The organism is Sphingobium sp. EP60837 (assembly GCF_001658005.1).
Classification (GTDB): domain Bacteria; phylum Pseudomonadota; class Alphaproteobacteria; order Sphingomonadales; family Sphingomonadaceae; genus Sphingobium; species Sphingobium tyrosinilyticum.
The window spans coordinates 2587800-2611441 of record NZ_CP015986.1; the positions used below are offsets into that span (position 1 = coordinate 2587800).

The window sequence follows — 23642 nt, forward strand, 5'->3', positions numbered from 1 at the left end:
CCATGCCTGATCATCCGCACGCCGCCCATCCCGATCATCCCGGCGCCACCATCCTGACCTTCGCAGGCAAGATGCCGGTCATCCACCCCAGCGCCTTCATCGCGCCCGGCTGTCGCATCATCGGCGATGTGGAAATCGGGCCTGACGCCAGCATCTGGTATAATTGCGTGGTTCGCGGCGACGTGAACAAGATCCGCATTGGCGCACGCACCAATATTCAGGACGGCAGCGTCATCCATTGCGACGGCCCCGACGCCGCCCGGCCTCAGGGCTGGCCGACGATCATCGGCGACGATGTCCTCATCGGCCATATGGCGATGATCCACGGCTGCGATTTGAAAGACCGCGCCTTTGTCGGTCTCGGCGCGGTGGTGATGAACGGCTGCACCGTTGAAAGCGACGCCATGCTGGCGGCAGGCGCTTTGCTATCGCCCGGCAAGACCATCCCGCACCGCCAGCTCTGGACTGGCCGCCCCGCCAAATATGTGCGCGACCTGACCGACGAAACAATTATCGGCATGCGCGAGGGCGTCGATCGCTATGTGCACAATGCGAAGGCGCATAAAGGCGCACTGAAGGCCGCTGGTTAGCGCCTCTCCTCCGTTCATTTCGAGCTAAGTCGAGAACTGAGATGAATGGCCTATTCGTTGCTCGGCTACTCGAAAAGAATGGTTCTAGAACCGATTTCTAAGGCTGAGCCAAGCGCCCCTTGATCGCATCGATCCGGTCATTCTGCGAATCGACAACGGCCAGCGCTGCCTTCCGCGCCGCATCAATCTGTTCCGCGCCGCCGCGAGCCTTGCCCTCGGCCACCGCGTTGCTGCGCTCTACATATAGCGTATCCAGGCTCGCCAGCGCTGACACGCTGTCGTTTTGGGCCGCCTCCAGCTCACTTATCGCCAGTTGCGCCGCTACCCAGCGCTCGCTCGACACGGCCGCGCCGGCCGCCGCCCGCGCAGCCCGATCCGCCGCTGGCCACGCCTTGTCGAAAGCCGCGCTTCCCGCCTGCGCCTGCCCCGCAAGCCGATCGACCTGCGCCTGCAGCGCCGGATCAGCCTCTACCGGGGCGGGAGCAGCCGGAGCTTCGCCCATTGGCGCATTCTCCACCGCCCGTTTGGCGAGCGAAGGGTAGCCTGTCAGCGTCCCCGCGCAGCCGGAAAGGAACAGGGCGATGGTGGTCAATAAGCGGCGGAATATCATCCCGCTGATCTAGGGCGGGAAATGCCGCCGCGCAATGGCGTCAGCGCGGCAGCGCCGCCGCCTCCCGCGCCAGCGCCTCGATCTTTGCGGCGTCCACCGGGCCTTTGGGCACCACCCAGCTTCCGCCAACGCATTTCACGAAGGGCTCGGCCAGCCATTTGGGCGCGCTCTCCGCCGTGATCCCGCCCGTTGGGCAGAAGCGGGCGGCATGCAACGGCGCTGCCAGCGCCTTCAGCGCAGGAAGCCCGCCCGACGTTTCCGCCGGGAAGAATTTGAAATGCGTTAGTCCCAAATCCAGCCCGCGCATGATGTCGCCCGCCGTCGCGGTCCCGGGCAGGAACGGCACGCCCGCCGCCACCGCCGCTTTGCCCAGCGGCTCGGTAAGTCCCGGGCTCACGATGAAGCGCGCGCCCGCCTCCATCGCGGCATCCAGTTGCGAAGGGTTGAGTACCGTGCCCGCACCCACCACCGCGCCTTCGACCTTTGCCATCTCCCGGATCACATCCAGCGCGGCTGGCGTACGCAGCGTGACTTCCAGCGCGGGCAGGCCGCCCTTCACCAGCGCCTGCGCGATCGGCAGCGCATCTTCCACCCGATCGACCACCAGCACCGGAATGACCGGCGCCAGTTCCATCACCTGTTCAACGCTGAGCGACATTATTTCTTCTCCCGAAAGGCCGCGGCCGCACCGTACAGCCCAATCTCTTCATGCAAGGCGAGCCGGATCGGCACCGCCGCCATCAGACTTTCAAAGCGTCCCTTGGCGGTGAAGCGCCGGTGGAACCCACTTTGCGGCAGCAGGTCGCGCATCCGCTGGGTCAGCCCGCCCGCCAGCACCACGCCATGCGGGCCATGCGCCAGCGCTAGATCGCCCGCTACAGACCCATAGCACAGGCACAGACGGTCGAACGCCGCGCGGGCAAATTCGTCCGTCCCGTCGATCGCCGCCTGCCACAATTCGGCATCTTCCATCAGCACGACGCGATCGTGGCCGATCGTCGCCATCGCCTTGTAGATATTGTTGAGCCCCGGTCCGGACACGACCCGTTCCGTCGATACCCGCAGAAACTTGTCGCGCAGATAGGCGAGGATCTTCTCCTCCAGCGGATCGAGCGGGGCGAAATCCAAATGCCCGCCCTCGGTCGCGATCACATGCGGTTCGTCATCATCGAAAGCGATCATCGCGACGCCAAGGCCGGTGCCCGGACCCACCACCGTGACCCCGCCATCGCGCGGAAAGGGACGGTCCTCCCCGAACAGCAGCGGCAGATTGTCCTTGGGCAGACGGGCGACAGCATGCGCCACAGCCTCGAAATCATTGACCAGCCGCATCTGCTTCAGGCCCAGTTCCTCGTCCAGCGTATCGGGCCGGATCATCCAGCTGCTGTTGGTCAGCTTGATGACGTCCCGCCCGATCGCCGTCGCGAAGGCGATCGACGCCGCCTTGGGCAAATCGCCGCCCTCATCATGCGCGAACGCCGCCCAACAGGCTTGCAGGTTCGGAAAGTCCGCCACCTTATATTTGCGCGCCTTGCCCAGCGTCGGCACATTTCGCGCGTCCAGCTTGGCTCGTGCGAAGCGGGCGTTGGTGCCGCCAATGTCGGCAGCGATGATGTCGGTCATAAGACCTCTCCAGTCATGATCGTCATCCCAGCGAAAGCCGGGATCTCGTGAGGCTGGGCCGCGCCCTCTCGCCAGAGACGCCAGCGTTCGCTGGCATGACGGGTGGGGGGATTATAATTCAGCTTCCATCGCCGCCAGAATCGGCGAAGCGCCCTGTTCCGCCAGGTCGCTATGATGCCGGAACAGCGCAAACAGCTCACGCCCCGTGTCATAGGGGGCAGGCGGCGGCGCGGGCGTCTCGCGCGCGTCCCATTCGGCCGCATCGACCAGCGCCTCGACAACGCCACTCTCCGCGCACACCCGCACCATGTCGCCGTCGCGTAGCTTCGCGATCGGCCCACCGCCCAGAGCTTCGGGCGACAGGTGGATCGCGGCGGGCACCTTGCCCGAAGCGCCCGACATGCGCCCGTCGGTCAGCAACGCCACGCGGAAACCGCGATCCTGCAGCACGCCCAGCGCCGGGGTCAGCTTGTGTAGTTCCGGCATGCCATTGGCGCGCGGCCCCTGGAATCGCATAACGACAACCACATCGCGCTCCAGCTCGCCCGCCTTGAACGCGCGCAGCACATCATCCTGATCGTGGAAGATCGCGGCAGGCGCCTCGACCGTCCAGCGTTCCTTGTCCACGGCGCTCACCTTCATGACGCAGCGGCCAAGATTGCCCGCCAGCAGCCGCATGCCGCCATCCGGGCTGAACGCATTGGACACCGGCCGAAGGATCGATTCATCACGCGACGCCGGGACATCGCGCCATTGCAGCGCCTCATTCTCCAGCACCGGCTCCTTGCCATAGTCGGTCAGGTCTTCACGCGCGACGGTCATGACGTCCCGGTGCAGCAGGCCATTGTCCAGCAATTCGCGGATCACCACCGACATGCCGCCCGCCATGTGGAAGTTGTTCACATCGCCTGCGCCATTGGGATAGACCCGCGCCAGCAGAGGCACGACGTCCGAAATCTCGGCAAAGTCGGTCCAATCGACATGGATGCCCGCCGCCCGCGCCATTGCGGGAATATGGATCGCATGGTTGGTCGATCCGCCCGTCGCCATCAGGCCGATGATGGCGTTGACGATCGCCTTTTCATCGACGCAATGGCCAAGCGGCCGGTAGTCGTCGCCATCCCAGCCGATCGCCGCCAGCCGGTGCACTGCCGCCCGCGTGAGTTCGCTGCGCAGCTTAGTGCCCGGATTGACGAAGGACGCGCAGGGCATGTGCAGCCCCATCACTTCCATCATCATCTGGTTCGAATTGGCGGTGCCGTAGAAGGTGCAGGTGCCCGCGCCATGATAGCTGGCGCTTTCCGATTCCAGCAGTTCTTCCTTGCCGACCTTGCCCTCGGCGTAAAGCTGCCTGATCCGCACCTTTTCCTTGTTCGCCAGTCCCGAAGGCATCGGTCCCGCGGGGACAAAGATGGTCGGCAGGTGCCCGAAACGCAACGCACCGATCAGCAGCCCTGGCACGATCTTGTCGCAAATGCCCAGCAGCAGCGCGCCTTCGAACATGGCATGCGACAGCGCGATTGCCGTCGAAAGCGCGATCGTGTCACGGGAAAAAAGCGACAGATCCATGCCCGCCTGACCCTGCGTCACGCCGTCGCACATGGCAGGCACGCCGCCTGCGACCTGCGCCGTCGCGCCGACTTCGCGCGCATAGACTTTGATGGCGGGCGGGTAGGCGCCATAAGGCTGATGCGCGGACAGCATGTCGTTATAGGCGGTGACGATGCCCATGTTCATCGCGTTGCCCGACCGAATCACCGGCTTGTCCTCGCCGGTCGCGGCAAATCCATGCGCCAGATTGCCGCAGCTTAGTTGCGAGCGGTTGGTTCCCGCGTCGCGCCCGCGCTCGATCAGGTCGAGATATTGGCGGCGGCGCGGCGCGCTCCGTTCGATGATGCGATCGGTGACCTTGGCGATCACCGGATGAAGGTCAGTCATGCCAGCTGGCTCCGTCTCGTTCAGTCAAGGCAATGGCCGAAGACGGCCCCCAGTTCCCAGACGCATAGGGTGAAGGCTTCATGCCGGCTTCTTTCCACCCGTCGATGATCGAATCGATCCAGGTCCATTGCGCCTCCACCTCGTCGCGGCGGACGAACAGCGTCTGGTCGCCCGCCAGCAGGTCCAGGATCAGCCGTTCATAGGCGATGCGGCGGCGCTGTCCGGCAAAGGCGGCGGTCAGCGATACGTCCAGCGTGACCTCCTCCAGATGGACGTCACGCTCCAGTCCCGGCCTTTTGCTCATGATCAGCAGGCGGATATATTCCTCCGGCTGCAGGCGGATGATCATGGCGTTGGGTTCCAACCCGCCATTGCGGCCAAAGATCGAATGACGCACCGGCTTGAACTGGATCTGGATTTCCGACTGGCGGGCCGGCATCCGCTTGCCCGTCCGCAGGTAGAAAGGCACGCCCTGCCAGCGCCAATTGTCGATATGGGCTTTCAGCGCCACGAAGGTTTCCGTGTCGGACGGCTTGCCCAGCTCGTCGGCATAGCCGGTGACGATTTCGCCGCCGACCGCGCCTGGCGTATATTGTCCGCGCACGCTGTTGGTCTTGACCGTCTCCGCCGTCATCGGACGCAACGATCGCAACACCTTCACCTTCTCGTCACGCACGGCCGTTGGGTCCATGCGGGCAGGGGGTTCCATCGCGATGATCGACAAGATCTGCAGCACATGGTTCTGCACCATGTCGCGCAGCGCGCCCACGCCGTCATAATAGGAAACCCGGCCCTCCAGGCCCACCGTCTCGCCAACGGTAATCTGCACATGATCGATCGCCGTGGCGTTCCACAGCGGTTCGAACATCACATTGCCAAAGCGCAAGGCGAGCAGGTTCTGCACCGTCTCCTTGCCCAGATAGTGATCGACGCGGAAAATCTGGCTCTCATCGAACAGTGCGCCGATGCCGTCATTGACTTGCTTGGAGGAGGCAAGGTCCTTGCCGATCGGCTTTTCCATGGCGATGCGCGTCGTCGGCGTGATCAGCCCCGCCTCCGCCAGCCCCTGCGCGGTTGGCGCGAAGAGGGAAGGAGGCGTCGATAGATAGACCGACAATCCCCGATCCTCACGTCCTTCCAGCCGCTTGGCCAGCTTCTTGAACTGCGCGGCATTGCCCGCCTCGACCGGCTGATAGCCAATCAGCGCCTTCAGCTGCCCGGCGACCTCCGGATCATAGCGGTCCGCGCCCACGAACTTTTGCAGCGCCTTGTCGATGTCGGCGCGAAAGGTCTCGTCATCCATTTCGGTACGGCCCGACGCGACGATCATGAAATCGTCGGGCAACAGGCCGTCCGCCAGCAGATTGTAGAGCGATGGAAAGATCATGCGGTGCGCCAGGTCTCCCGTGGCGCCGAACAGCAGGAATGTGGCAGACGGATCGGTCAAAGGATGCCCTTTTCCGTTTGGGGTTTTTCAAGTCTGCACGAAACGGCCATATAGCGGGTGAGTTTCGTTACGCAAGCAGGCTACCGGGGGCAGGAGGCTCTCGCAACCGCTTGAGATCGATCTGCTGCTATCTCGCTGATTTTTGTCTGGACGCTGGCGGCCGATTTTGCCATTTGGCGCGAGCAGCCATGCACGCGGGCGTGGTGAAACTGGTAGACGCGCCGGACTCAAAATCCGGTTCCGAAAGGAGTGTCGGTTCGATTCCGACCGCCCGCACCATCTCCTCCGATCGCTAGGACGAAAATGGCCCGGCCGCATGAGCAGCCGGGCCAGGGGGCTTTTACACGGGTAAAAGCCTCGGGTCGCGGGACACTCCCTAGCGCTTAATCATGATAATTCCAGTTAATGCGCACCGATCCATCCGTTATGGATCAGATGCTTCAGGTGAGCCGTTAGCGGATCATCCACCTCCGTTCGGGCTGAACCTGTCGAAGCCCGCGCCCTGCCTCAAAGTTCAGCAGGCGCTGGACGCCTGTGCCTTGAACCAGGGGATGAGCCGCGAAATCGCTTCCTCCACCCGGTCGGTCGATACCGCAAAGCTGATTCGGATATGGCGATGCCCGTCCACCGGATCGAAATCGATCCCCGGCGCCGTCGCCACGCCGGTTTCCTCCAGCAGCTTCTGACAAAAAGACAGGCTGTCGTCCGTCAGATGCCCCACATCCGCATAGATGTAGAAAGCCCCATCGGGCGGCGCGATCTCCTTGAGGCCCAATGCGGGCAGGACGGCGAGGAGCAGCTCCCTGTTCCGCCGGTAGTTGGCGACATGCCCCTCCAACTCATCGATGCAGTCGAACGCCTTCAGCCCCGCATGCTGCGCCAGGGAAGGCGGCGTCAGGAACAAATTCCCCATCCGCGCCCGGGCCGCATCGATCAGCGCCGGCGGAAAAACCACCCAGCCCAGCCGCCACCCCGCCATGGAGAAATATTTGGAAAAGCTGTTCACGATCACGGCATTGGGCGCGAACTCCAGCATGGAATGTGCCGCTTCGCCGTAAGACAGGCCGTGATAAATCTCGTCCGACACGATCCGGATGCCGCGCCGCGCGCAAACCTCCGCGATCCGCGCCATTTCCTCGGCCGGGATGATCGTGCCGGTGGGATTGGCGGGGCTCGCGATGATGACCCCGTCCGGCGCAGGCTCCATCGCCTCCAACGCCGCCGCGCTGATCTGGTAGCGCTCGGCAGGCCCGCAATCGACCTCCACCGGCTCCAGATACAGCGCCTTCAGCGTATTGCGATAGGCCACATAGCCCGGCCGCGCCGTCGCGACCCGCGCGCCCGGCGCGAACAGGCAACTGAGCGCCAGCACCAGTCCCGGCGAAGCCCCGCAGGTCAGCAATATCTGCCCCGCGTCCACCGAAACCCCATAACGCTCTCGATAGAGCAGCGCGATCCGTTCCTTGAGCGCCGGGCTCTCCCAATAACCCATCGGATCGCTATCTAATATCCGATGCGCCTCGGCGATCGAGGCGCTCGGCGCGCCGGTAGAAGGCTGCCCGAATTCCATATGCAGGATGGAACGCCCCTGCGCCTCCAGCCGGTGCGCTTCAACTCCGATGGCGATAGCGTGAAAAGGATCAATGTCGGCAATCATGGCCCGCCTCTTACGCGCGCTGCAACCTTGTCACAATCGCCGCGTTGAGCATCCTCGTGAACGAAACCATCCTCGACGCCCTCCAATATTATGGCGCCGGAGTCGCGACACTCGCCGCTCTCATCGTCTCCCTCAACCTGGGCCGCCGCATTACCGGCTGGGCGTTCGTCCTGTTCGTGACGTCGTCCATCGCCCTGATCGGCTGGGGCTTCCTGTCGGAAGACAGCGAGGGCATAGGCTTTCAGAATATCGCGCTGCTGCTCATCAACGTCGTCGGCGTCTGGCGCTACCTCATTTCCAAGCACAAGCCGCGCAACTGACGCGGCTCACTCGGAAATCCAGACCTCCACCGAGACGGCATGCTGGCAGAGCGCCACCCGGATAGGCAGCTCCTCGACGGGCCCGCCAGCGAGCGCCCTGTCATACACCGCCTTCTTCGCCGCCCCGCCAATCTGCAGGAAGATATGGCGGCTCTTCAGGATCGCACTGGCGCTCAGCGACATGCGCTGATGCGGCGCGGCAGGCGGCGTCACCGCCAGCGTCAGCGCGCTTGTCGATAGCCCATCCGCCAGTTCCTTTGCCTCCGGAAAGAGCGACGCCGTATGACCATCCTCGCCCATCCCCAGCAGCACGATATCGAGCGGCCAGGGCAGTCCTGCAAAAGCCGCCTCGCACGCGGCCTGCCCGGCATAGGCGTCCGCCGCCCCATTCTTCATTCCTACGAAGCGCGCCTTGGCCGCCTCGCCCTGAAGCAAGGTCTCGCGCACCAATCGCTCATTGCTGTCCGCATGGTCCGGCTTCACCCAGCGCTCATCGACAAGCGTGACGACCACCTTCTCCCAATCCAGCGCCGCGGCCGACAGAGCCTCCAGCACCGGCCGGGGCGAACGCCCGCCCGAAAGCGCGATCGACGCCAAGCCCCGCGCCGCAATGGCATCGCCCAGGACGACGCCGATCCGCCGCGCCATGTCCGCCGCTGCCAGCGCGCCATCGACGAAAAGATGTTCTGTGGGCATGTCAGTCAATTCTCTTCAGGAAGTGTGCAAATGTCGATCCAGCGCGCGCCAGTGAGATCGGCCAGCCGCGCAGGCGTCAACTCCACCGATGCCGTCCGTGATCCCGCAGCCGGGAAAACCGTCTCGAAATCCTGCAATGAAATATCACAATAGACGGGCAGGGGAGATGCCAGTCCAAAAGGACAGACGCCGCCCACCGGATGGCCGGTCAGCCCCTCGACCTCCTCCAGTCCCAGCATGCGCGGCTTGGCGCCCAGCGCTGCCTTCGCCTTGCCATTGTGAAGCCGCGCGTCACCCCGCACAACCACCAGCGCCACCTCGCCGCCGACCCGCAGCGACAATGTCTTGGCGATGCGCGCCGGAACCACGCCCAACGCCTCTGCCGCTTCGCTGACCGTGGCGGTACTCACGCCCTGATCGATGATCGCGACATCGGGCGCGAGCGTGGAAAAGAAGGCGCGAACCGACTCCTCGCTCATTTGCCACGAATCTCGGTCAGCTTGCGCTCCCACGCCAGAGCATGGGTGACGATTTGGTCCAGATCGGCATAGCGCGGCTCCCACGGAAACTCCGCCATGATCGCCCGATTGTCGGAAATCAGGGAGTCCGGATCGCCCGCGCGCCGTCCTTCCATCCGCCGGTCGATCTTCAGGTTCGTCACCCGATCCACCGCGTCCAGCACCTCCAACACGGAAAAGCCGCGCCCATAGCCGCAATTGAGCAGGTAATTCTGCTCCGGCTTGGCCATCAAAGCCTCCAGCGCCAGCACATGCGCGGCGGCAAGATCGGTGACATGGATATAGTCCCGCACGCCGGTGCCATCGGGCGTGTCGAAATCCGTCCCGAATACCGATACAGCTTCCCGCTTGCCCAGCGCCGCCTCGACCGCCACCTTGATCAGATGCGTCGCGCCAGCGGTCGATTGTCCCGTCCGCCCAGAAGGATCGGCGCCCGCCACATTGAAATAACGCAGCGCGCAGAAATTCATCGCATGCGCCGCGCTCACATCGCGCAGCATATATTCGGTCATCAGCTTCGACATGCCATAGGGATTGATCGGCCGCTGCGGCGTCGTTTCCTTGACCGGGCTTTCCTCCGGGATGCCATAGGTCGCCGCGGTCGAGGAAAAGATGAAATGCGGCACGCCGACCGTCACGACGCTCTCGATCAGGTCGCGGGTCTTGGCGCTGTTATTATGATAATATTTGAGCGGGTTCTCGACCGATTCCGGCACCACGACAGACCCGGCGAAGTGCATCACCGCCTTTACGCCATGGTCGCGCAGCGTCTTCTGCACCAGCGGCTGGTCGGAAATATCCCCTTCGACGAAAGCCACATCGTCCGGCACGGCCCAACGGAACCCCGTCACCAGATTGTCGATCACCACAACGCCATAACCCGCGTCGCGCAGCGCCAGAACCGCATGGCTGCCAATATAACCGGCTCCGCCTGTTACCAGAACCGTCGGCTTGTCGCTCATAGAAAGAAGGTCTCCAGATAGATAAGCGGCCGCCGTCACCCGTCCGGCATGCCGATAGCCTCTGCTGAACGACTAACCCACTGAAGCCATTATGCCCACCCCATTCATGCTGCACCGCGAGACGAAAAGGGGTTAGGGAGAGCTGTGCTGGCAGGATTCATTGCAATCCCTTCCAAGCCAGAGCGCGATGGCATGGTGCGGAATCTCGTTCTTCCGTTCGTTTTGAGCGAAGTCGAGAAACATGGCGCTAACCGTTTCTCGACTTCGCTCGGAGCAAACGGGTCAGCTAAAGTTATCGCAGTCCAAGCGCTCCTGGGATGACCGTAGAGCCATTCCCGCCTTTAAGCCGCCTCCCGCACCGGCCCGCTTTCATAAAACACCGCCCCACTAGCCGCCATGTCCTGCAACTGCACCGTCGGCGCAAAGCGGTCGCCATGCCGCGCCGCCAGCCGCTCCAGCACCGCGACTACATGCCCGATTCCAACCGTATCCATATGGCTGAACGGCCCCCCGGTCCAAGGCGCAAAACCCCAACCGAAGATCGCGCCCAGATCGCCATCCTCCACCGTCTCCAACACGCCTTCCTCATAGCAGCGCGCGCATTCCACCAGTTGCCGGTAAAGCAGTCGCTCCTTCACTTCCTCGACATCGGGCTGCACCGCTGCACGCGGGAACATCTCCTCCAATCCCGGCCAGAGATGCTTCTTGCCGCCCTCAGGATAGTCATACCATCCCTTGCCATTCTTGCGCCCCAGTCGCCCCAGCTCCACCATCCGCGCCATCACCGCATCGGATGGCTGCGCTATATAGGCGTCGCCCAACTCCTTTTTTGCCGCGAGCATGATCTTGTGCCCCAGTTCAATGGACACCTCGTCGCCCACGGCTAGGGGCCCGACCGGCATGCCCAATTGCCGCCCTGCATTTTCGATGAGGGCGGGGTTGATGCCCTCGGCCACCATCTCGACGCCCTCCTGCACATAGGTGGCGAAGCAGCGAGAGGTGTAGAAACCGCGCGAGTCATTGACGACGATCGGCGTCTTCTTGATCTGGCTGACGAAATCCAACGCCTTGGCGATCGCTGCCGGGCCGGTTTCCTTGCCCAGGATGATCTCAACCAGCGGCATCTTCTCGACGGGAGAGAAGAAATGAATGCCGATGAAATTCTCGGGCTTGCTCCACGCCTTGGCCAACTTGGTGATGGGCAGCGTCGATGTGTTGGACCCGAATATCACATCGGGACCCAGCACCTCTTCGACCTTTTTGGTCACTTCAGCCTTGATCGCCATGTCCTCGAACACGGCCTCGATCACGAAGTCAGCCCCGGCCAGCGCCGCAAAATCGGTAGTCGGCTTCACCCGGCCAAGCGTCTCCGCCATCTTTTCAGGCGTCATGCCCTTGCCCAGCCGCTTCTTCAGCTGCTCTTCGACATGCGCCTTGCCCTTTTCCGCATAGGCCAGATCACGGTCGAACAGCAGCACCTCCATGCCCGCCTGCGCCGCCACCGTCGCAATGCCCGCGCCCATCATGCCCGCGCCCAGCATGGCGAGCTTTTTCGTAGGAACCTTGGGCTGATCCTTCGGCCGCCGCGCACCTCGCTCGGCGGCGTTCTTGTTGACGAACAGGCTCCGTATCATGTTCGCCGCCTGCGGTTCGGCCGCGACCTTCGCAAAATATTTGCTCTCGACCTGGATCGCCCGGTCGAACTGCAACATCGCCCCTTCATAGACCGCCGACAGCAGCGCTACCGGCGCATTCATGTTTCGCTGCGCCTGCTTCAACGTCATCGGCAGAGCGCCGACCATCGTCTGCACAAAGCCGGGGTTGAACTGGCCCGCGCCGCCGGGGAATTTGAACCCCTTCACATCCCATGGCTGGCTGCTGGCGGAAGGATTGGCCTTCACCCATTCCTTCGCCTTCTGGACGGCAGTCCCCTGGGGGACCACCTCATCTACTACCTTCAGCATCGCCGCCTCGGGGGGGCGGAACAGCTTGCCCTGCAACATATACATCAGCGCGGCCTGCACGCCCATCAGGCGCGGCAAGCGCTGCGACCCGCCACCGCCGGGAAACAGGCCAATCAATATCTCGGGCAGGCCCAGCTGCGTCTTGGCACTGTCACCCACCACGCGGCGATGACAGGCCAGCGCCAATTCAAACCCGCCGCCGACGCAGGTGCCCTCGATCGCGCATGCCACCGGCTTGCCGCATGTCTCCAGCCGCCGGAACAGCTGGTTCAACACGAAGACCTTGTCATAAATCTCGGCCGGGGCAGGACGCTTGCTCCCCGCGCTCGCCAGCATCGATCCGAAATATTTCAGGTCCATGCCCGCCATGAACCCGCTGTCCTTGCCCGAAGCAATGACCGCGCCCTTGATCTCTTCCTCCGACGAGATGCGCGTGATCGCGGCGTCCAGATCGGCCAGGAACTCCGGCCCGATGACGTTCATCGACTGACCCGGCACGTCGATGGTGAGGGTGGCGACGCCGTCGGCGTCGATGTCAAATGCAATAGTCATCATGGTGACTGGACCTTTCTCTCCGCCGTTCGTGCTGAGTAGGGGCTGAGCTTGTCGAAGACCCGTATCGAAGCATCATTCCTTCGATACGCCATTTCGACTTCGCTCAATGGCTACTCAGGACGAACGGCCAAATCCCTGCTCAAACCCGCTCGATAATAATCCCGGTCCCCATGCCCGCACCCACGCACAGGTTCACCAGCGCCGTGCCCTTGCCGGACCGTTCCAGTTCATCCAGCGCCGTCCCCAGCACCATCGCGCCCGTCGCGCCCAGCGGATGGCCCATCGCAATCGCGCCGCCATTCACATTGATCTTGTCATGGTCCAGGTCCATCGCCTGCATGTAGCGCAGCACCACGCTGGCAAAGGCTTCGTTCAGTTCCCACAGGTCGATGTCATGGCTGCTCATGCCCGCTCGGTTGAGCAACTTGCCCGCGACGAATTCCGGCCCGGTCAGCATGATCAGCGGTTCCGATCCGATCGACGCCATCGCCTTGATGCGGGCGCGGGGCTTCATCCCATATTTCTCGCCCATCTCCTTGTTGCCGACCAGCACCACCGCGGCGCCATCGACGATGCCGGAACTGTTCCCGGCATGATGGACATGGTTGATCCGCTCCAACTCGGGATATTTCAGCAGCGCGACCGTATCGAAGCCCGGCATTTCCTCGCCCAACGCCGCAAAGCTGGGCTTTAGGGCGGCGAGCGACTGCATCGTCGCATCGGGTCGCATATGCTCGTCATGGTCCAGCATTACCTGGCCGATAATGTCCCTGACCGGCAGGATCGACTTGGAAAACCGCCCTTCGTCCCATGCCTTCTTCGCCCGCCGCTGGCTTTCCACTGCATAGGCGTCCGCATCGTCGCGGCTGATCCCGAATTTGGTCGCAATGACGTCCGCGCCTATGCCTTGAGGCGCGAAATAGGTCTTGTAGGCGACGGCCGGGTCCATCGCGATCGCGCCGCCGTCCGATGACATGGGCACCCGGCTCATCGACTCGACCCCGCCGCCGATCGCGAGACCCGCTTCGCCTGAATAGACTTTCGCCGCGGCCATGTTCACCGCTTCCAGTCCCGACGCGCAGAAACGGTTGATCTGCACGCCCGGCACCGTCTGGGCATAGTCCGCGTTCAGCACGGCGGCTCGCGCAATGTCTCCGCCTTGTTCGCCGATCGGGGTAACGCAGCCGAGGATTACGTCATCAATGTCCGCCGTGTCGATGTCGCTCCGGTCCCGCACCGCCTCCAGCACCTGTGTCGCCAGCTGGACCGGCGTAATCTCGTGCAGCGACCCGTCAGGCTTGCCCCGGCCGCGCGGCGTCCGTACGGCGTCGTAGATAAAGGCTTCCATCGCTTAGTCATTCCTCTCCGCTGGCGCAGCAAATGTATTTACGTTTACGTAAAGTGCAAGCCTTTCCGAAAACGCGTTCTTCTCGCTATTTCCTTCATCAATTCCGCTCTCTCGGAGCCATTGCCCCTCCGCCGGGTTTGACGCTCCAGTCCAATTCGGGTTCAAGCATCATCAGTGTCAGAGGCTGATTCCCCTCCAGCGCCATCGCCTTTCGCCATCCCCATTTTCCGCGCGGTATGGTTCGCCAGCCTCGCGTCCAATTTCGGCGGCCTGATCCAGTCCGTCGGCGCGGCCTGGATGATGACGTCGCTATCCGGTTCACCCCAACTGGTCGCGCTGGTCCCTGCCTCCACGACCCTCCCGATCATGCTGCTCTCGCTCTGGGCGGGCGCGGTCGCCGACAATCTCGATCGGCGGCTGGTCATGCTCGGCTGTCAAATCTTCATGCTGATGGTGTCCGCGCTTCTCGCCCTGTTCGCCTGGGCAGGACTGCTGACGCCCTGGTCGCTCCTTGCCTTCACCTTCCTCGTCGGCTGCGCCACCGCCATCAACGGCCCAGCCTGGCAAGCGTCCGTCGGCGACATGGTCCCGCGCTCTCAATTGCCCAGCGCCGTCGCGCTCAACAGCATGGGCTTCAACCTCGCCCGCAGCGTCGGCCCGGCCCTCGGCGGCGTCATCGTCGCAGCCGCAGGCGCCGCCGCCGCCTTCCTGACCAATGCGCTGAGCTATATCGGCCTTTCTCTGGTTCTGCTCCGCTGGAAACCGGACCGGCCCCCCCAACTTCTGCCCCGCGAGCGGCTTGGCGTCGCGATGCGGGCAGGGGTGCGCTACGTCGCCATGTCGCCCAAGATCCAGCTGGTCCTGCTCCGCAGCGCGGCCTTCGGCATCGGTGCGAGCGCGGTCTCCGCCCTCATGCCTCTTATCGCCCGCGACATATTGGGCGGCGGCGCGCTCACCTTCGGCCTGCTCAGCGGCGCGTTCGGGATCGGGGCGGTGTTGGGCGCACTGTCCTCCGGCAGGCTCCGCCGGCGCTTCGCGATCGAACCCATTGTCCGCTCCGCCGCCCTGGCGTTGGCTGCAGGCACCGCGATCGCCGCCTCCACTGGGTGGCTTGCCGTGGCGATAGCGGGCTTCCTGCTATGCGGCGCAGGTTGGGTCATCGCGCTTTCGACCTTCAACGTGTCGGTCCAGATGTCCGCCCCTCGATGGGTCCTCGCGCGCGCGGTCGCCCTTTATCAGATGACGGCGTTCGGCGGCATGGCGCTGGGCGCATGGCTGTTCGGCTGGCTGGCCGAACATCTCGGCGTCGTCACCTCACTTCACGTTGCCGCTGGGGTGCAGCTTGCAGCCGCGATGATCGGCTTGTTCCGTCCATTGTCTCAGACCGGCGATGAAAATCTCGACCTGCTGAACCGCTGGCAGGAACCGCAGACCGCCGTGCCGATCGAACCCCGCAGTGGCCCGGTGGTCGTCACGATCGAATATCGCATCCCCGCTGGCTCGATCGTCCCGTTCCTCGCGGCGATGAGCGAGAGGCGGCGCATCCGGCGGCGCGACGGCGCGCATGGCTGGTCGCTGCTGCGCGATCTCGCTGACCCGGAATTGTGGATCGAGCGCTATCATGTTTCGACATGGCTAGATTATGTTCGCCATAACAGCCGCCGCACCATGGCCGACACCGCTAATTCAGACGCCCTCGCAGCCTTGCATAGCGGACCGAATCCGCCGGTAGTTCACCGTATGCTGGAGCGGCAAACGGGCTCGCTTCCGATCGGCCGCATGCCGGATGTACGCGAAATGGACGACCCCATGACCGATCCCACCCGGTCAAGCTGATAGCTCAAGCTTCGGGCAGATCATCCGGCGTATCGATATCCAGTAGGGCGCTTCCCATCGCCTCTATCTGCACGCCCCGGCTCAGCAGCGCCCGCGCGCCTTGGTCTCCACGCAGCGTCAGCAGCTCCGGAAAATGCTTACGTCCGACGAAGGCAGGTGGGGAGGAGGAGAAGCCATCCGTGCTCGCCACCACCGACCGCACATCCTCCGCCGCCAGGCATATGCGGTTATAATGCGACTGCGGCACATAAGGCATGTCGCCAAGGCAGATGAGGATGCCCCGGCACCGCTTGATCGGCATGACATGCTCCACCGCCCGGACGATGCTGCTCGCCAGCCCTTCTTCGGGATGATCATTGACCACTATGCTGTAGCCGCGCCGCTCCAGCCTACGGTGAATGTCCGGCGCCTGACCGATCGGCCGCGCCACCGCGACCAGTTCCGCAAAGGCGAGTGAGGCGACGGCTTCCAGCGTGTGGGCGATCACGGGTTTGCCGCGCAGGTCGGCCATCAGCTTGTCTTCCTCGCCAAAGCGCGAAGACATGCCTGCGGCCAACAGCACGGCGGCGATCTGCTCGGTCCGCATGCGTCAGAGTGCGCGCGGCTGAGGCGAAAAAGGCAACGGAAAGATCATGGATAGCGAACCGATTTCTTATTGTTGTCGATGATCTGCCAGCCATCCGGAATTCTGTCCATAACATGAGCAAAGGAGACTGGCGTTCCGCTTGTAGAGCCGCCATATGCGCGCTGAACAAAAACAGACAGGAGTAGTGCCTGCCATGGACTATGATCCCGATGCCGAGGCTGTAGGCGAAGCTATCAAGGAAGCCGTGCCCGCAAATGTGTCAGAGGCCATCCGGACGTTGATCCGCTGGTCGGGTGACAATCCGGAACGCGAAGGTCTGCTGGAAACGCCCGAACGTGTCGCGCGCGCCTGGCGCGAATATTGTCGCGGCTATAATGCCGACCCGGCCTATCACCTGTCTCGAATCTTCCATGAAGTCGGCGGCTATGACGATATCGTGCTTTTGAAGGACATACCGTTCCAATCGCATTGCGAACATCACATGGCGCCGATCATTGGCCGGGGTCACATCGCCTATCTGCCGGGCAAATATGTGGTCGGCATATCGAAGCTGGCCCGCGTGCTGCATGCCTTCGCCAACCGGCTGCAGGTGCAGGAGAGGCTGACCGCCGAAGTCGCCAACTGCATCTGGGAAAATCTGAAGCCGCAGGGTGTCGCCGTCGTCATCGAAGCCACCCATGGCTGCATGACAGGACGCGGCGTGCGAACGCCCAATGTTCTCATGAAGACCAGCCGGATGCTCGGCGTGTTCCGCGATGATGAAAAAAGTCGCGAGGAAGTGCTGAAGCTCATCGACTCGTGAGTGAGGAGGAAGCACCTGCTTACCGTCCTCTGGGCGGAGCACGCGGGCGGACGGAAGGATCTCTGCCGCTGGCGAACAAGCGGCTTGCGCTCGTGACGGGCGGACACAGGCGGCTTGGCGGCGTGATCGCGGCGGGCTTCGCACGCGCCGGTTATTCCCTCGCGATCCACGGCAGTCACGATACGCGTCTCGACTCCGCACTTGCCCTCGCCCTCGATGAAAGCGGGACCGAGTGGGACGGCTTCACTGCCGATTTTGCCGACCCGGAAAGCGCGGAAGAATTGGTCGCCAAGGTGGCGGAGCGATTTGGCCGCCCGCCCGACATATTGGTGAACAGCGCCGCTATCTTCGGCCAGGATCGGCTGGACAACGTCACGGCCGATGATCTGATGCGCCATTATGCCGTCAATTGCGCAGCGCCCGCACTCCTTACAAAGTCGTTCGCGACGATCCCAGCGGGCGTTGCGGATCGCTGCATCATCAACATCCTGGACCAGCGAATCGATCACCCCCATGCTGACCAGCTGGCCTATACGCTTTCCAAGGCAGCGTTGGCGGGGCTGACCCGGCTATCCGCCTCCAGCCTTGCGCCCCATATCCGTGTCAACGCGGTAGCGCCCGGCCTCACCATCGCGACGCCCGATTACGACGAGGAGCAGATGGAAAAGCTGCAATCCGCGATGCCGCTGGGCCGCTTGCCGCTGGCGGAACAGATCGCCGAAGCCGCCCTCTATCTCGCGCAGGCGAGCGCTGTTACAGGGCAGACGCTTTATGTCGACGGCGGCGCCCATCTGCGCAGCTATGATCGCGACTTCATGCATATGGGGCGGTGAGCGGCCGGGAAGGCTGCGCTCCCACCGCACATGCGGTCGCAAGATATTGGGGAGATTGACGATGAGCTTTGAAACGATCCTGGTCGAACAGCGCGATGCGGTAACGTTGGTCACGCTCAACCGGCCGCAAGCGCTGAACGCGCTGAATACACAGGTGCTGGCGGATTTGAGTGCGGCCTTCGCCGCCTATGATGCCGATCCCTCGCAACTCTGTCTTGTGCTGACGGGCAGCGAAAAGGCTTTCGCCGCGGGTGCCGACATCAAGGAGATGGCGACCAAGGAAGCAGCGGACTTCTTCCTGGAGGACTTCTTCTCCGGCTGGCAGCGTGATGTGGTCGCAACCCGCAAACCATGGATCGCGGCCGTGGCAGGCTTTGCGCTCGGGGGCGGCTGTGAACTGGCGATGATGGCGGACTTCATCATCGCCGCCGACACCGCCAAATTCGGGCAGCCCGAAATCAAGCTGGGTGTCGCGCCCGGCATGGGTGGGTCGCAGCGCCTGACCAAGGCAGTGGGCAAGGCGAAGGCGATGGAAATGTGCCTGACGGGCCGCATGATGGGTGCTGAAGAAGCGGAACGCTCGGGCCTCGTCTCGCGCGTGGTTCCTGCGGCCGAGCTGGTGGACGATGCGCTCAAGACTGCGGCCGCGATCGCTGCCATGCCTCCCATGGCGACGATGGTGAACAAGGAGATGGTGAACCTCGCCTTCGAAACCGGTCTGGCTCAGGGCCTCCTGAACGAACGCCGCCTGTTCCAACTGCTGACCGCCACTGAGGATCGGGTCGAAGGGATGGCTGCTTTCGTGGAAAAGCGTCCCGGCGTTTGGAAGGGGCGCTGAAAAAAGGGACTTTTGCGGCTCTCAGGCAGCAGCAAAAAAATATCCACAATTATCCACAGCTTTAGATGCATGCTGTCTTCAACGAGTAAGATTCCGCTTTGAGCGACTCGCTTTTGGTGAGACCATCAATTCATCGAAACGAACGACGAAACGGAGAAATCCGGATCTTCAAATCAAAGAGAAATCAATGATTTGACGGACGTTTCGGTCATCAAGCGGATGTTGGAGCCGAAAGGATCGAACAAAAGCGGGATGGTCTTCAAATGACGATGCCATGCACGCGCGAAAGCGAACGTCGGGCATTGGAATTGAAGGCAGGCTGCGGGATATGGCTGAAAATGCCGGATGACTGGAGCCAACACGATGCAGAGCCTTTCAGGTAAAGCATCGCGCGCCGAGTCCGATGATCGCATCCTGAACGGGAAGCGGATCCTGAGACACGACGGAAGTGGGGACCGGCAGAAATGCCGGCCCCCATTTTGCATTGGGGCACCGTTTACGTCTTAGGCTCAAACCACAGCCACATCGCCGCTGCAGCAGCCAGCCACAGCAAGACCACAAACGCGGCGCCTGCACGGCTGGACGGACGCGCCGACCGGCGCTGAGCCTCCGCCCGATACTCCTCCATCAACGGCGGGGGAATGAGCCGAACGGCCAGGACTATGCCAAGCGGTACGATCAGAAGATCGTCAAGATAGCCGATCACAGGGATAAAGTCCGGGATCAGATCGATCGGACTAAGTGCATAGGCCGCGACGATGGCTGCGATCAGCTTCGCAACAGCCGGGGTCCGGCTATCGCGCGCCGCTATCCAGAGGGCGAGGATGTCGGCGTTCATGCCTTTCGCCCACGCCCGCAGCCTCTGCCAGATCATCGACATGATCTTAGCCTTAAGGTGGCGCAGGCTATTTAGGAAGGCTGGTGCCGGATGCAGGATTCGAACCCGCGACCTTCGGTTTACAAAACCGCTGCACTACCACTGTGCTAATCCGGCATGTCCGTTTGGACGGTGAAGCGCCTTACTATCAGATGACGCCGAACGTCCAGCCCTCCGTTGCGGCAATATGTCGATTGAGCGGCCTCGGCGTCCACAGGCTCGGCCGGGGAGCGACATTGCGAAGCCAGGCCGCGGTGACGATCGCATCGGCTCCATGATCGTCGGGCGGCAATCCCTTATACGGCGCAGAGCCGAGCGCGAAGAGCGCATCATTGAGAGCGGCCAAGTCGCGCATCTTCGTCCGCCCCTTGGGACGTCCGGCCGCCCTTGCGGCGATGCTGGTATAGATTTCGACGACCAGCGAGCCAAATCGCGGCGGCGGATCAAAGGGCCAGACGGGCACATGGCGGCGCACATGATGGAGCAGCCGCATCCCCGCGAAGCTCGCCTTCGCCACCTGTGCTGCGCCGATGGCGTCATAGACGGTGGACGGTTTGCCGCCGCCGCCCGCATTATAATGCGCTTCGCACACCCGATTGTGCATATAATCGGCCTTCATCCCATCAGCCTTGCCGAAGTAGAAGTGCCGCCGATGCGTGACGTGGAGCAAGCTGGCCGCCCCAAGGTCGGGATCGTCGCATATGTGATCGACATAGGCCCAGAAGTCTGGCCCGGTCACGGGCACTTCGTCACCTGGCAGATAGGCTTGCCGTGCAACGAAGGGCGGGGCGAAGCTGAAATCGAACCCAAACAATGTGGGCGCTTCCACCGCAGCCGCGACCAGCCATTCGCCGACGGCTGATCTGGACCAGAAGCCGCCTTCGGGCGGGTGGATAAGCCGCGGCACGGCGTCCCCACGCTCGCACAGGGCAACCGCGATCCCCTTGTGCCGCACGCCCTTCGCGCCCGACCAATCGATCGCCGCATAGCGAGCGAAGCGCGGGGTCATGGACGCAGCTACCCTCTCTCAGCTCTCGTGGCGCTCTGCACGCAGGCGGTCCCAATAAGCCATGCGTTCGGCTACCCGCGCCTCAAAGCCGCGATCGGTGGGCGCGTAATAGGTCTGCGGGTCCATCTCCTCAGGCCAGTAATTGTCCCCTGAAAAGCCCTCCGCGCTATCATGATCATATTGATAGCCCTTGCCATAGCCGATCGCCTTCATGAGCCGCGTGGGCGCGTTCAGGATATTCTTGGGCGGCATCAATGATCCGGTGTCGCGCGCCGACTTCCAGGCCGTCTTCATCGCCCCATAAGCGGCATTGGATTTAGGGGCAGTGGCGCAATAAAGGCATGCCTGAACGATCGCCAGCTCACCCTCCGGGCTGCCGAGAAAGTCATAGGCATCCTTGGCCGCGAGGCATTGCACCAGCGCCTGCGGGTCGGCGAGGCCGATATCCTCGCTGGCGAAGCGAACCAGCCGCCGCAGCACATAGAGCGGCTGCTCCCCCGCCGTAAGTATTCGCGCCAGATAGTAGAGCGCTGCCTGCGGATCGGACCCGCGCAGCGATTTGTGCAGCGCGGAGATGAGGTTGTAATGTCCCTCCCGATCCTTGTCATAGACCGCCATCCGCCGGTGGAGCAGGGCGGAAAGGCCCGCCGCATCCAGCGGCTCGCCAATATCGATCGAATAGAGCGTTTCGACCTGGTTCAGCAGGAAACGCCCGTCGCCGTCTGCGCTCGCCAGCAAGGCGTCCCGCGCCGCCGCCGTCAGCGGTAACGGCCGCCCGGTCAGCGCTTCCGCCCGGTCCAGCAGCAGTTCCAGCGCCGCAGCGTCCAGCCGGTGCAGGATCAACACCTGCGCGCGGGACAGCAGCGCCGCGTTCAGTTCAAAGCTCGGATTTTCCGTCGTCGCCCCGACCAGCGTGACCGTTCCATCCTCTACAAAGGGCAGGAAACTGTCCTGCTGCGCGCGATTGAACCGATGGATCTCATCCACGAACAGCAGCGTCTTTTCGCCGCGCCGGGCATGATCCTTGGCTGCGGCGAAGACCTTCTTCAGGTCGGCCACGCCTGAAAAAACGGCCGAGATCGGTTCGAAGCGCATGTCCACCGCATCGGCCAGCAGGCGGGCGATGGTCGTCTTGCCCGTGCCCGGCGGTCCCCACAAGATGATGGAGGAAAGCCGCCCCGCCGCCACCATTCGCCCGATCGCGCCTTCCGGCCCGGTCAGGTGGTCCTGGCCCACAACATCGGACAGGGTGCGGGGGCGCAGCCGATCGGCCAGCGGGGCATTCTCCGCTGGCTCCCCGGTTGTTTCTGCGTCGGAAGCGAAAAGGTCAGCCATCGACCCGATATAGGGAAAGCGCGGCTGTTAAGGAACCGGGCTGGAGCGCAACAAAGCGCCTTGCGACCGCTGGCGGATGACGCGGATATAGGTATCGACCAGCGCCTGGTTCACTTGGTCCCAGCCATAACGCTCCGCCTCCGCCCTGGCGGCTGCTCCTGCATCGGCGCGCGCCTGCGGATTGGTGCAATAGGCCGCGAGCGCATCGGCAAAGGCGCCGATTGCTCCGGGGCGGATCAGGCGTCCCGTCACGCCTTCGGTCACCAGGCTTTCGCTGCCAGTGGCCCGGGCGGCAACGGTGGGTAGCGCGCAGGCCATCGCCTCCAACGTCACATTGCCGAAAGTTTCGGTGATGGACGGGTTGAACAGCATATCCATGCTGGCGACGGCACGACCCAGGTCCGCGCCCTTCTGAAAGCCGGTGAAGATCGCGTTGGGCAAGCGATTCTGGAACCATTCGCGCGCGGGTCCTTCGCCCACGATCATTACCTTGTGCCGCACATGCCGCAGCGCCAGCTGGTCGATCGTGTCGGAAAAGACGTCCAGCCCCTTTTCCATCACCAATCGGCCGATGAAGCCGATCACCGCCTCATCATCCTCTATGCCCAGCGACCGCCGCCACGCCAGGTCGCGCTGGCCCGGATTGAAAATCCGCCGGTCGATCCCGCGCGTCCAGATGCCGACATCATAGCTCATCCGCTGTTCGCGCAGCAGCTGCGCCATCGATTCGGACGGGGCGACGATCGCGTCGCACCGGCGATAGAAGCGGCGCAGCAGGGATTCGATGACGGGCTCCAGAAAGGCCAGTCCATAATAGCGCGGATAGGTTTCGAAACGCGTATGAACCGACGCGACCGCAGGCAATCCACCGCTCCGTGCCCAGCTCACCGCCCTGTGCCCCAGTGGATCGGGGCTTGAGACATGGACGAGGTTGGGGCGAAATCGCTTGAGGTCGCGACGAACGGCGCCCGACATGCGATAGGGGACGCGATATTCCCGACGCCCCGGAACCGCGAAGGATGGCGCGCTGACAAGGTCGCCGGTCGGCTCGAAAGCGGGCGTCGCGATGGTCGGCGAATAGACGCGCACGGCCGCGCCCTGACTCAGCAGATAACCCACGAAACGGTTGAGCGCCTGGTTGGCGCCGTCGCGCACATAATTGTAATTGCCGCTGAAGAGCGCGACGCGAAGGCCAGTGACATCCATCCGCCGCCCCTTAACCCAGGCGAACGAAAAACCCAAGGGAACCGCATGCGGGACGGGGATTTTTGTCACTGCAATCATGTGGAAAGTCCGCA

Annotated in this window: 22 protein-coding genes and 2 tRNA genes; 7 read left to right on the forward strand and 17 right to left on the reverse strand. The window is 63.2% G+C overall.

The window, feature by feature from the left end:
* Window positions 1-2 precede the first annotated feature (2 nt).
* On the forward strand, window positions 3-590 hold the full coding sequence (locus EP837_RS12645) for a gamma carbonic anhydrase family protein (protein WP_066528114.1): 588 nt from the start codon (window positions 3-5) through the stop codon (window positions 588-590).
* Window positions 591-687: 97 nt separating this feature from the next.
* Here EP837_RS12645 and EP837_RS12650 read toward each other — a convergent pair whose 3' ends face one another.
* The 5 genes from EP837_RS12650 to zwf all read right to left on the reverse strand — a co-directional run bounded on the left by EP837_RS12650 (window position 688) and on the right by zwf (window position 6208).
* The gene (locus tag EP837_RS12650) at window positions 688-1200 is read right to left on the reverse strand and encodes a hypothetical protein (protein ID WP_066528116.1); all 513 of its coding nucleotides are present in this window, start codon (window positions 1198-1200) and stop codon (window positions 688-690) included.
* Between the two features lie 40 nt (window positions 1201-1240).
* A complete protein-coding gene (gene eda, locus EP837_RS12655) occupies window positions 1241-1858 on the reverse strand; it encodes a bifunctional 4-hydroxy-2-oxoglutarate aldolase/2-dehydro-3-deoxy-phosphogluconate aldolase (protein WP_066528118.1) in 618 nt (205 codons plus the stop codon).
* Window positions 1858-2823 carry a glucokinase gene (gene glk, locus EP837_RS12660; protein WP_066528120.1) on the reverse strand — a complete coding sequence of 322 codons (966 nt, stop codon included), beginning with the start codon at window positions 2821-2823 and terminating at the stop codon, window positions 1858-1860. Before glk ends, eda begins: the two co-directional genes overlap by 1 nt.
* 111 nt (window positions 2824-2934) lie before the next feature.
* Entirely contained in the window at window positions 2935-4761 is a 1827-nt protein-coding gene (edd, locus tag EP837_RS12665) for a phosphogluconate dehydratase (RefSeq protein ID WP_066528123.1), read from the reverse strand.
* A complete protein-coding gene (gene zwf, locus EP837_RS12670) occupies window positions 4754-6208 on the reverse strand; it encodes a glucose-6-phosphate dehydrogenase (protein WP_066528127.1) in 1455 nt (484 codons plus the stop codon). The genes edd and zwf overlap by 8 nt, the downstream gene beginning before the upstream one ends.
* 194 nt (window positions 6209-6402) lie before the next feature.
* Between zwf and EP837_RS12675 the strand changes: the two genes are divergently transcribed.
* Window positions 6403-6487 (forward strand) — tRNA-Leu (locus tag EP837_RS12675).
* Window positions 6488-6722: 235 nt separating this feature from the next.
* Here EP837_RS12675 and EP837_RS12680 read toward each other — a convergent pair.
* Window positions 6723-7865, reverse strand: a complete 1143-nt coding sequence (locus tag EP837_RS12680; protein ID WP_066528130.1) for an aminotransferase class I/II-fold pyridoxal phosphate-dependent enzyme — start codon at window positions 7863-7865, stop codon at window positions 6723-6725.
* A 56-nt stretch (window positions 7866-7921) separates the two neighbouring features.
* On the opposite strand from EP837_RS12680, the gene EP837_RS12685 reads away from it, so the two are divergent.
* The gene (locus EP837_RS12685; RefSeq protein ID WP_066529424.1) at window positions 7922-8185 is read left to right on the forward strand and encodes a hypothetical protein; all 264 of its coding nucleotides are present in this window, start codon (window positions 7922-7924) and stop codon (window positions 8183-8185) included.
* A gap of 6 nt (window positions 8186-8191) precedes the next feature.
* On the opposite strand, the gene pgl is transcribed toward EP837_RS12685, so the two are convergent.
* The 5 genes from pgl to EP837_RS12710 all read right to left on the reverse strand — a co-directional run bounded on the left by pgl (window position 8192) and on the right by EP837_RS12710 (window position 14228).
* Window positions 8192-8881 (reverse strand): 6-phosphogluconolactonase, encoded by a 690-nt coding sequence (gene pgl, locus EP837_RS12690; RefSeq protein WP_066528137.1) that lies wholly within the window; start codon window positions 8879-8881, stop codon window positions 8192-8194.
* Between the two features lie 5 nt (window positions 8882-8886).
* Window positions 8887-9360 (reverse strand): YbaK/EbsC family protein, encoded by a 474-nt coding sequence (locus tag EP837_RS12695; protein ID WP_066528143.1) that lies wholly within the window; start codon window positions 9358-9360, stop codon window positions 8887-8889.
* Complete coding sequence (galE, locus tag EP837_RS12700; RefSeq protein ID WP_066528146.1) at window positions 9357-10361, reverse strand: UDP-glucose 4-epimerase GalE; 1005 nt, start codon at window positions 10359-10361, stop codon at window positions 9357-9359. Before galE ends, EP837_RS12695 begins: the two co-directional genes overlap by 4 nt.
* Window positions 10362-10702: 341 nt before the next feature.
* Complete coding sequence (locus EP837_RS12705; protein WP_066528150.1) at window positions 10703-12880, reverse strand: 3-hydroxyacyl-CoA dehydrogenase NAD-binding domain-containing protein; 2178 nt, start codon at window positions 12878-12880, stop codon at window positions 10703-10705.
* 139 nt (window positions 12881-13019) lie between these two features.
* The gene (locus EP837_RS12710) at window positions 13020-14228 is read right to left on the reverse strand and encodes an acetyl-CoA C-acetyltransferase (RefSeq protein WP_066528153.1); all 1209 of its coding nucleotides are present in this window, start codon (window positions 14226-14228) and stop codon (window positions 13020-13022) included.
* Window positions 14229-14402: 174 nt separating this feature from the next.
* Here EP837_RS12710 and EP837_RS12715 point away from each other — a divergent pair, with 174 nt between their 5' ends.
* A complete protein-coding gene (locus EP837_RS12715) occupies window positions 14403-16064 on the forward strand; it encodes an MFS transporter (protein ID WP_066528156.1) in 1662 nt (553 codons plus the stop codon).
* Window positions 16065-16068: 4 nt separating this feature from the next.
* Here EP837_RS12715 and EP837_RS12720 read toward each other — a convergent pair whose 3' ends face one another.
* A complete protein-coding gene (locus tag EP837_RS12720; protein ID WP_066528158.1) occupies window positions 16069-16650 on the reverse strand; it encodes a nucleotidyltransferase family protein in 582 nt (193 codons plus the stop codon).
* Window positions 16651-16843: 193 nt separating this feature from the next.
* On the opposite strand from EP837_RS12720, the gene folE reads away from it, so the two are divergent.
* From folE to EP837_RS12735, 3 genes are all read left to right on the forward strand, one after another.
* Window positions 16844-17452: a GTP cyclohydrolase I FolE gene (folE, locus tag EP837_RS12725; protein ID WP_066529427.1), complete on the forward strand. Its 609-nt coding sequence runs from the start codon at window positions 16844-16846 to the stop codon at window positions 17450-17452.
* Window positions 17449-18285, forward strand: a complete 837-nt coding sequence (locus tag EP837_RS12730; RefSeq protein ID WP_066528161.1) for an SDR family oxidoreductase — start codon at window positions 17449-17451, stop codon at window positions 18283-18285. Before folE ends, EP837_RS12730 begins: the two co-directional genes overlap by 4 nt.
* 61 nt (window positions 18286-18346) lie before the next feature.
* Window positions 18347-19123: an enoyl-CoA hydratase-related protein gene (locus tag EP837_RS12735; RefSeq protein WP_066528172.1), complete on the forward strand. Its 777-nt coding sequence runs from the start codon at window positions 18347-18349 to the stop codon at window positions 19121-19123.
* Window positions 19124-19619: 496 nt separating this feature from the next.
* Here EP837_RS12735 and EP837_RS12745 read toward each other — a convergent pair whose 3' ends face one another.
* The 5 genes from EP837_RS12745 to EP837_RS12765 form a co-directional block, all read right to left on the reverse strand.
* Window positions 19620-19997 carry a YkvA family protein gene (locus tag EP837_RS12745; protein WP_066529430.1) on the reverse strand — a complete coding sequence of 126 codons (378 nt, stop codon included), beginning with the start codon at window positions 19995-19997 and terminating at the stop codon, window positions 19620-19622.
* Between the two features lie 45 nt (window positions 19998-20042).
* Window positions 20043-20117 (reverse strand) — tRNA-Thr (locus EP837_RS12750).
* 31 nt (window positions 20118-20148) lie between these two features.
* A complete protein-coding gene (locus EP837_RS12755; protein WP_066528177.1) occupies window positions 20149-21009 on the reverse strand; it encodes a hypothetical protein in 861 nt (286 codons plus the stop codon).
* Window positions 21010-21027: 18 nt separating this feature from the next.
* Window positions 21028-22344 carry a replication-associated recombination protein A gene (locus EP837_RS12760; protein WP_066528179.1) on the reverse strand — a complete coding sequence of 439 codons (1317 nt, stop codon included), beginning with the start codon at window positions 22342-22344 and terminating at the stop codon, window positions 21028-21030.
* A gap of 27 nt (window positions 22345-22371) precedes the next feature.
* On the reverse strand, window positions 22372-23550 hold the full coding sequence (locus EP837_RS12765) for a glycosyltransferase family 4 protein (RefSeq protein WP_066529433.1): 1179 nt from the start codon (window positions 23548-23550) through the stop codon (window positions 22372-22374).
* Window positions 23551-23642: the final 92 nt, after the last annotated feature.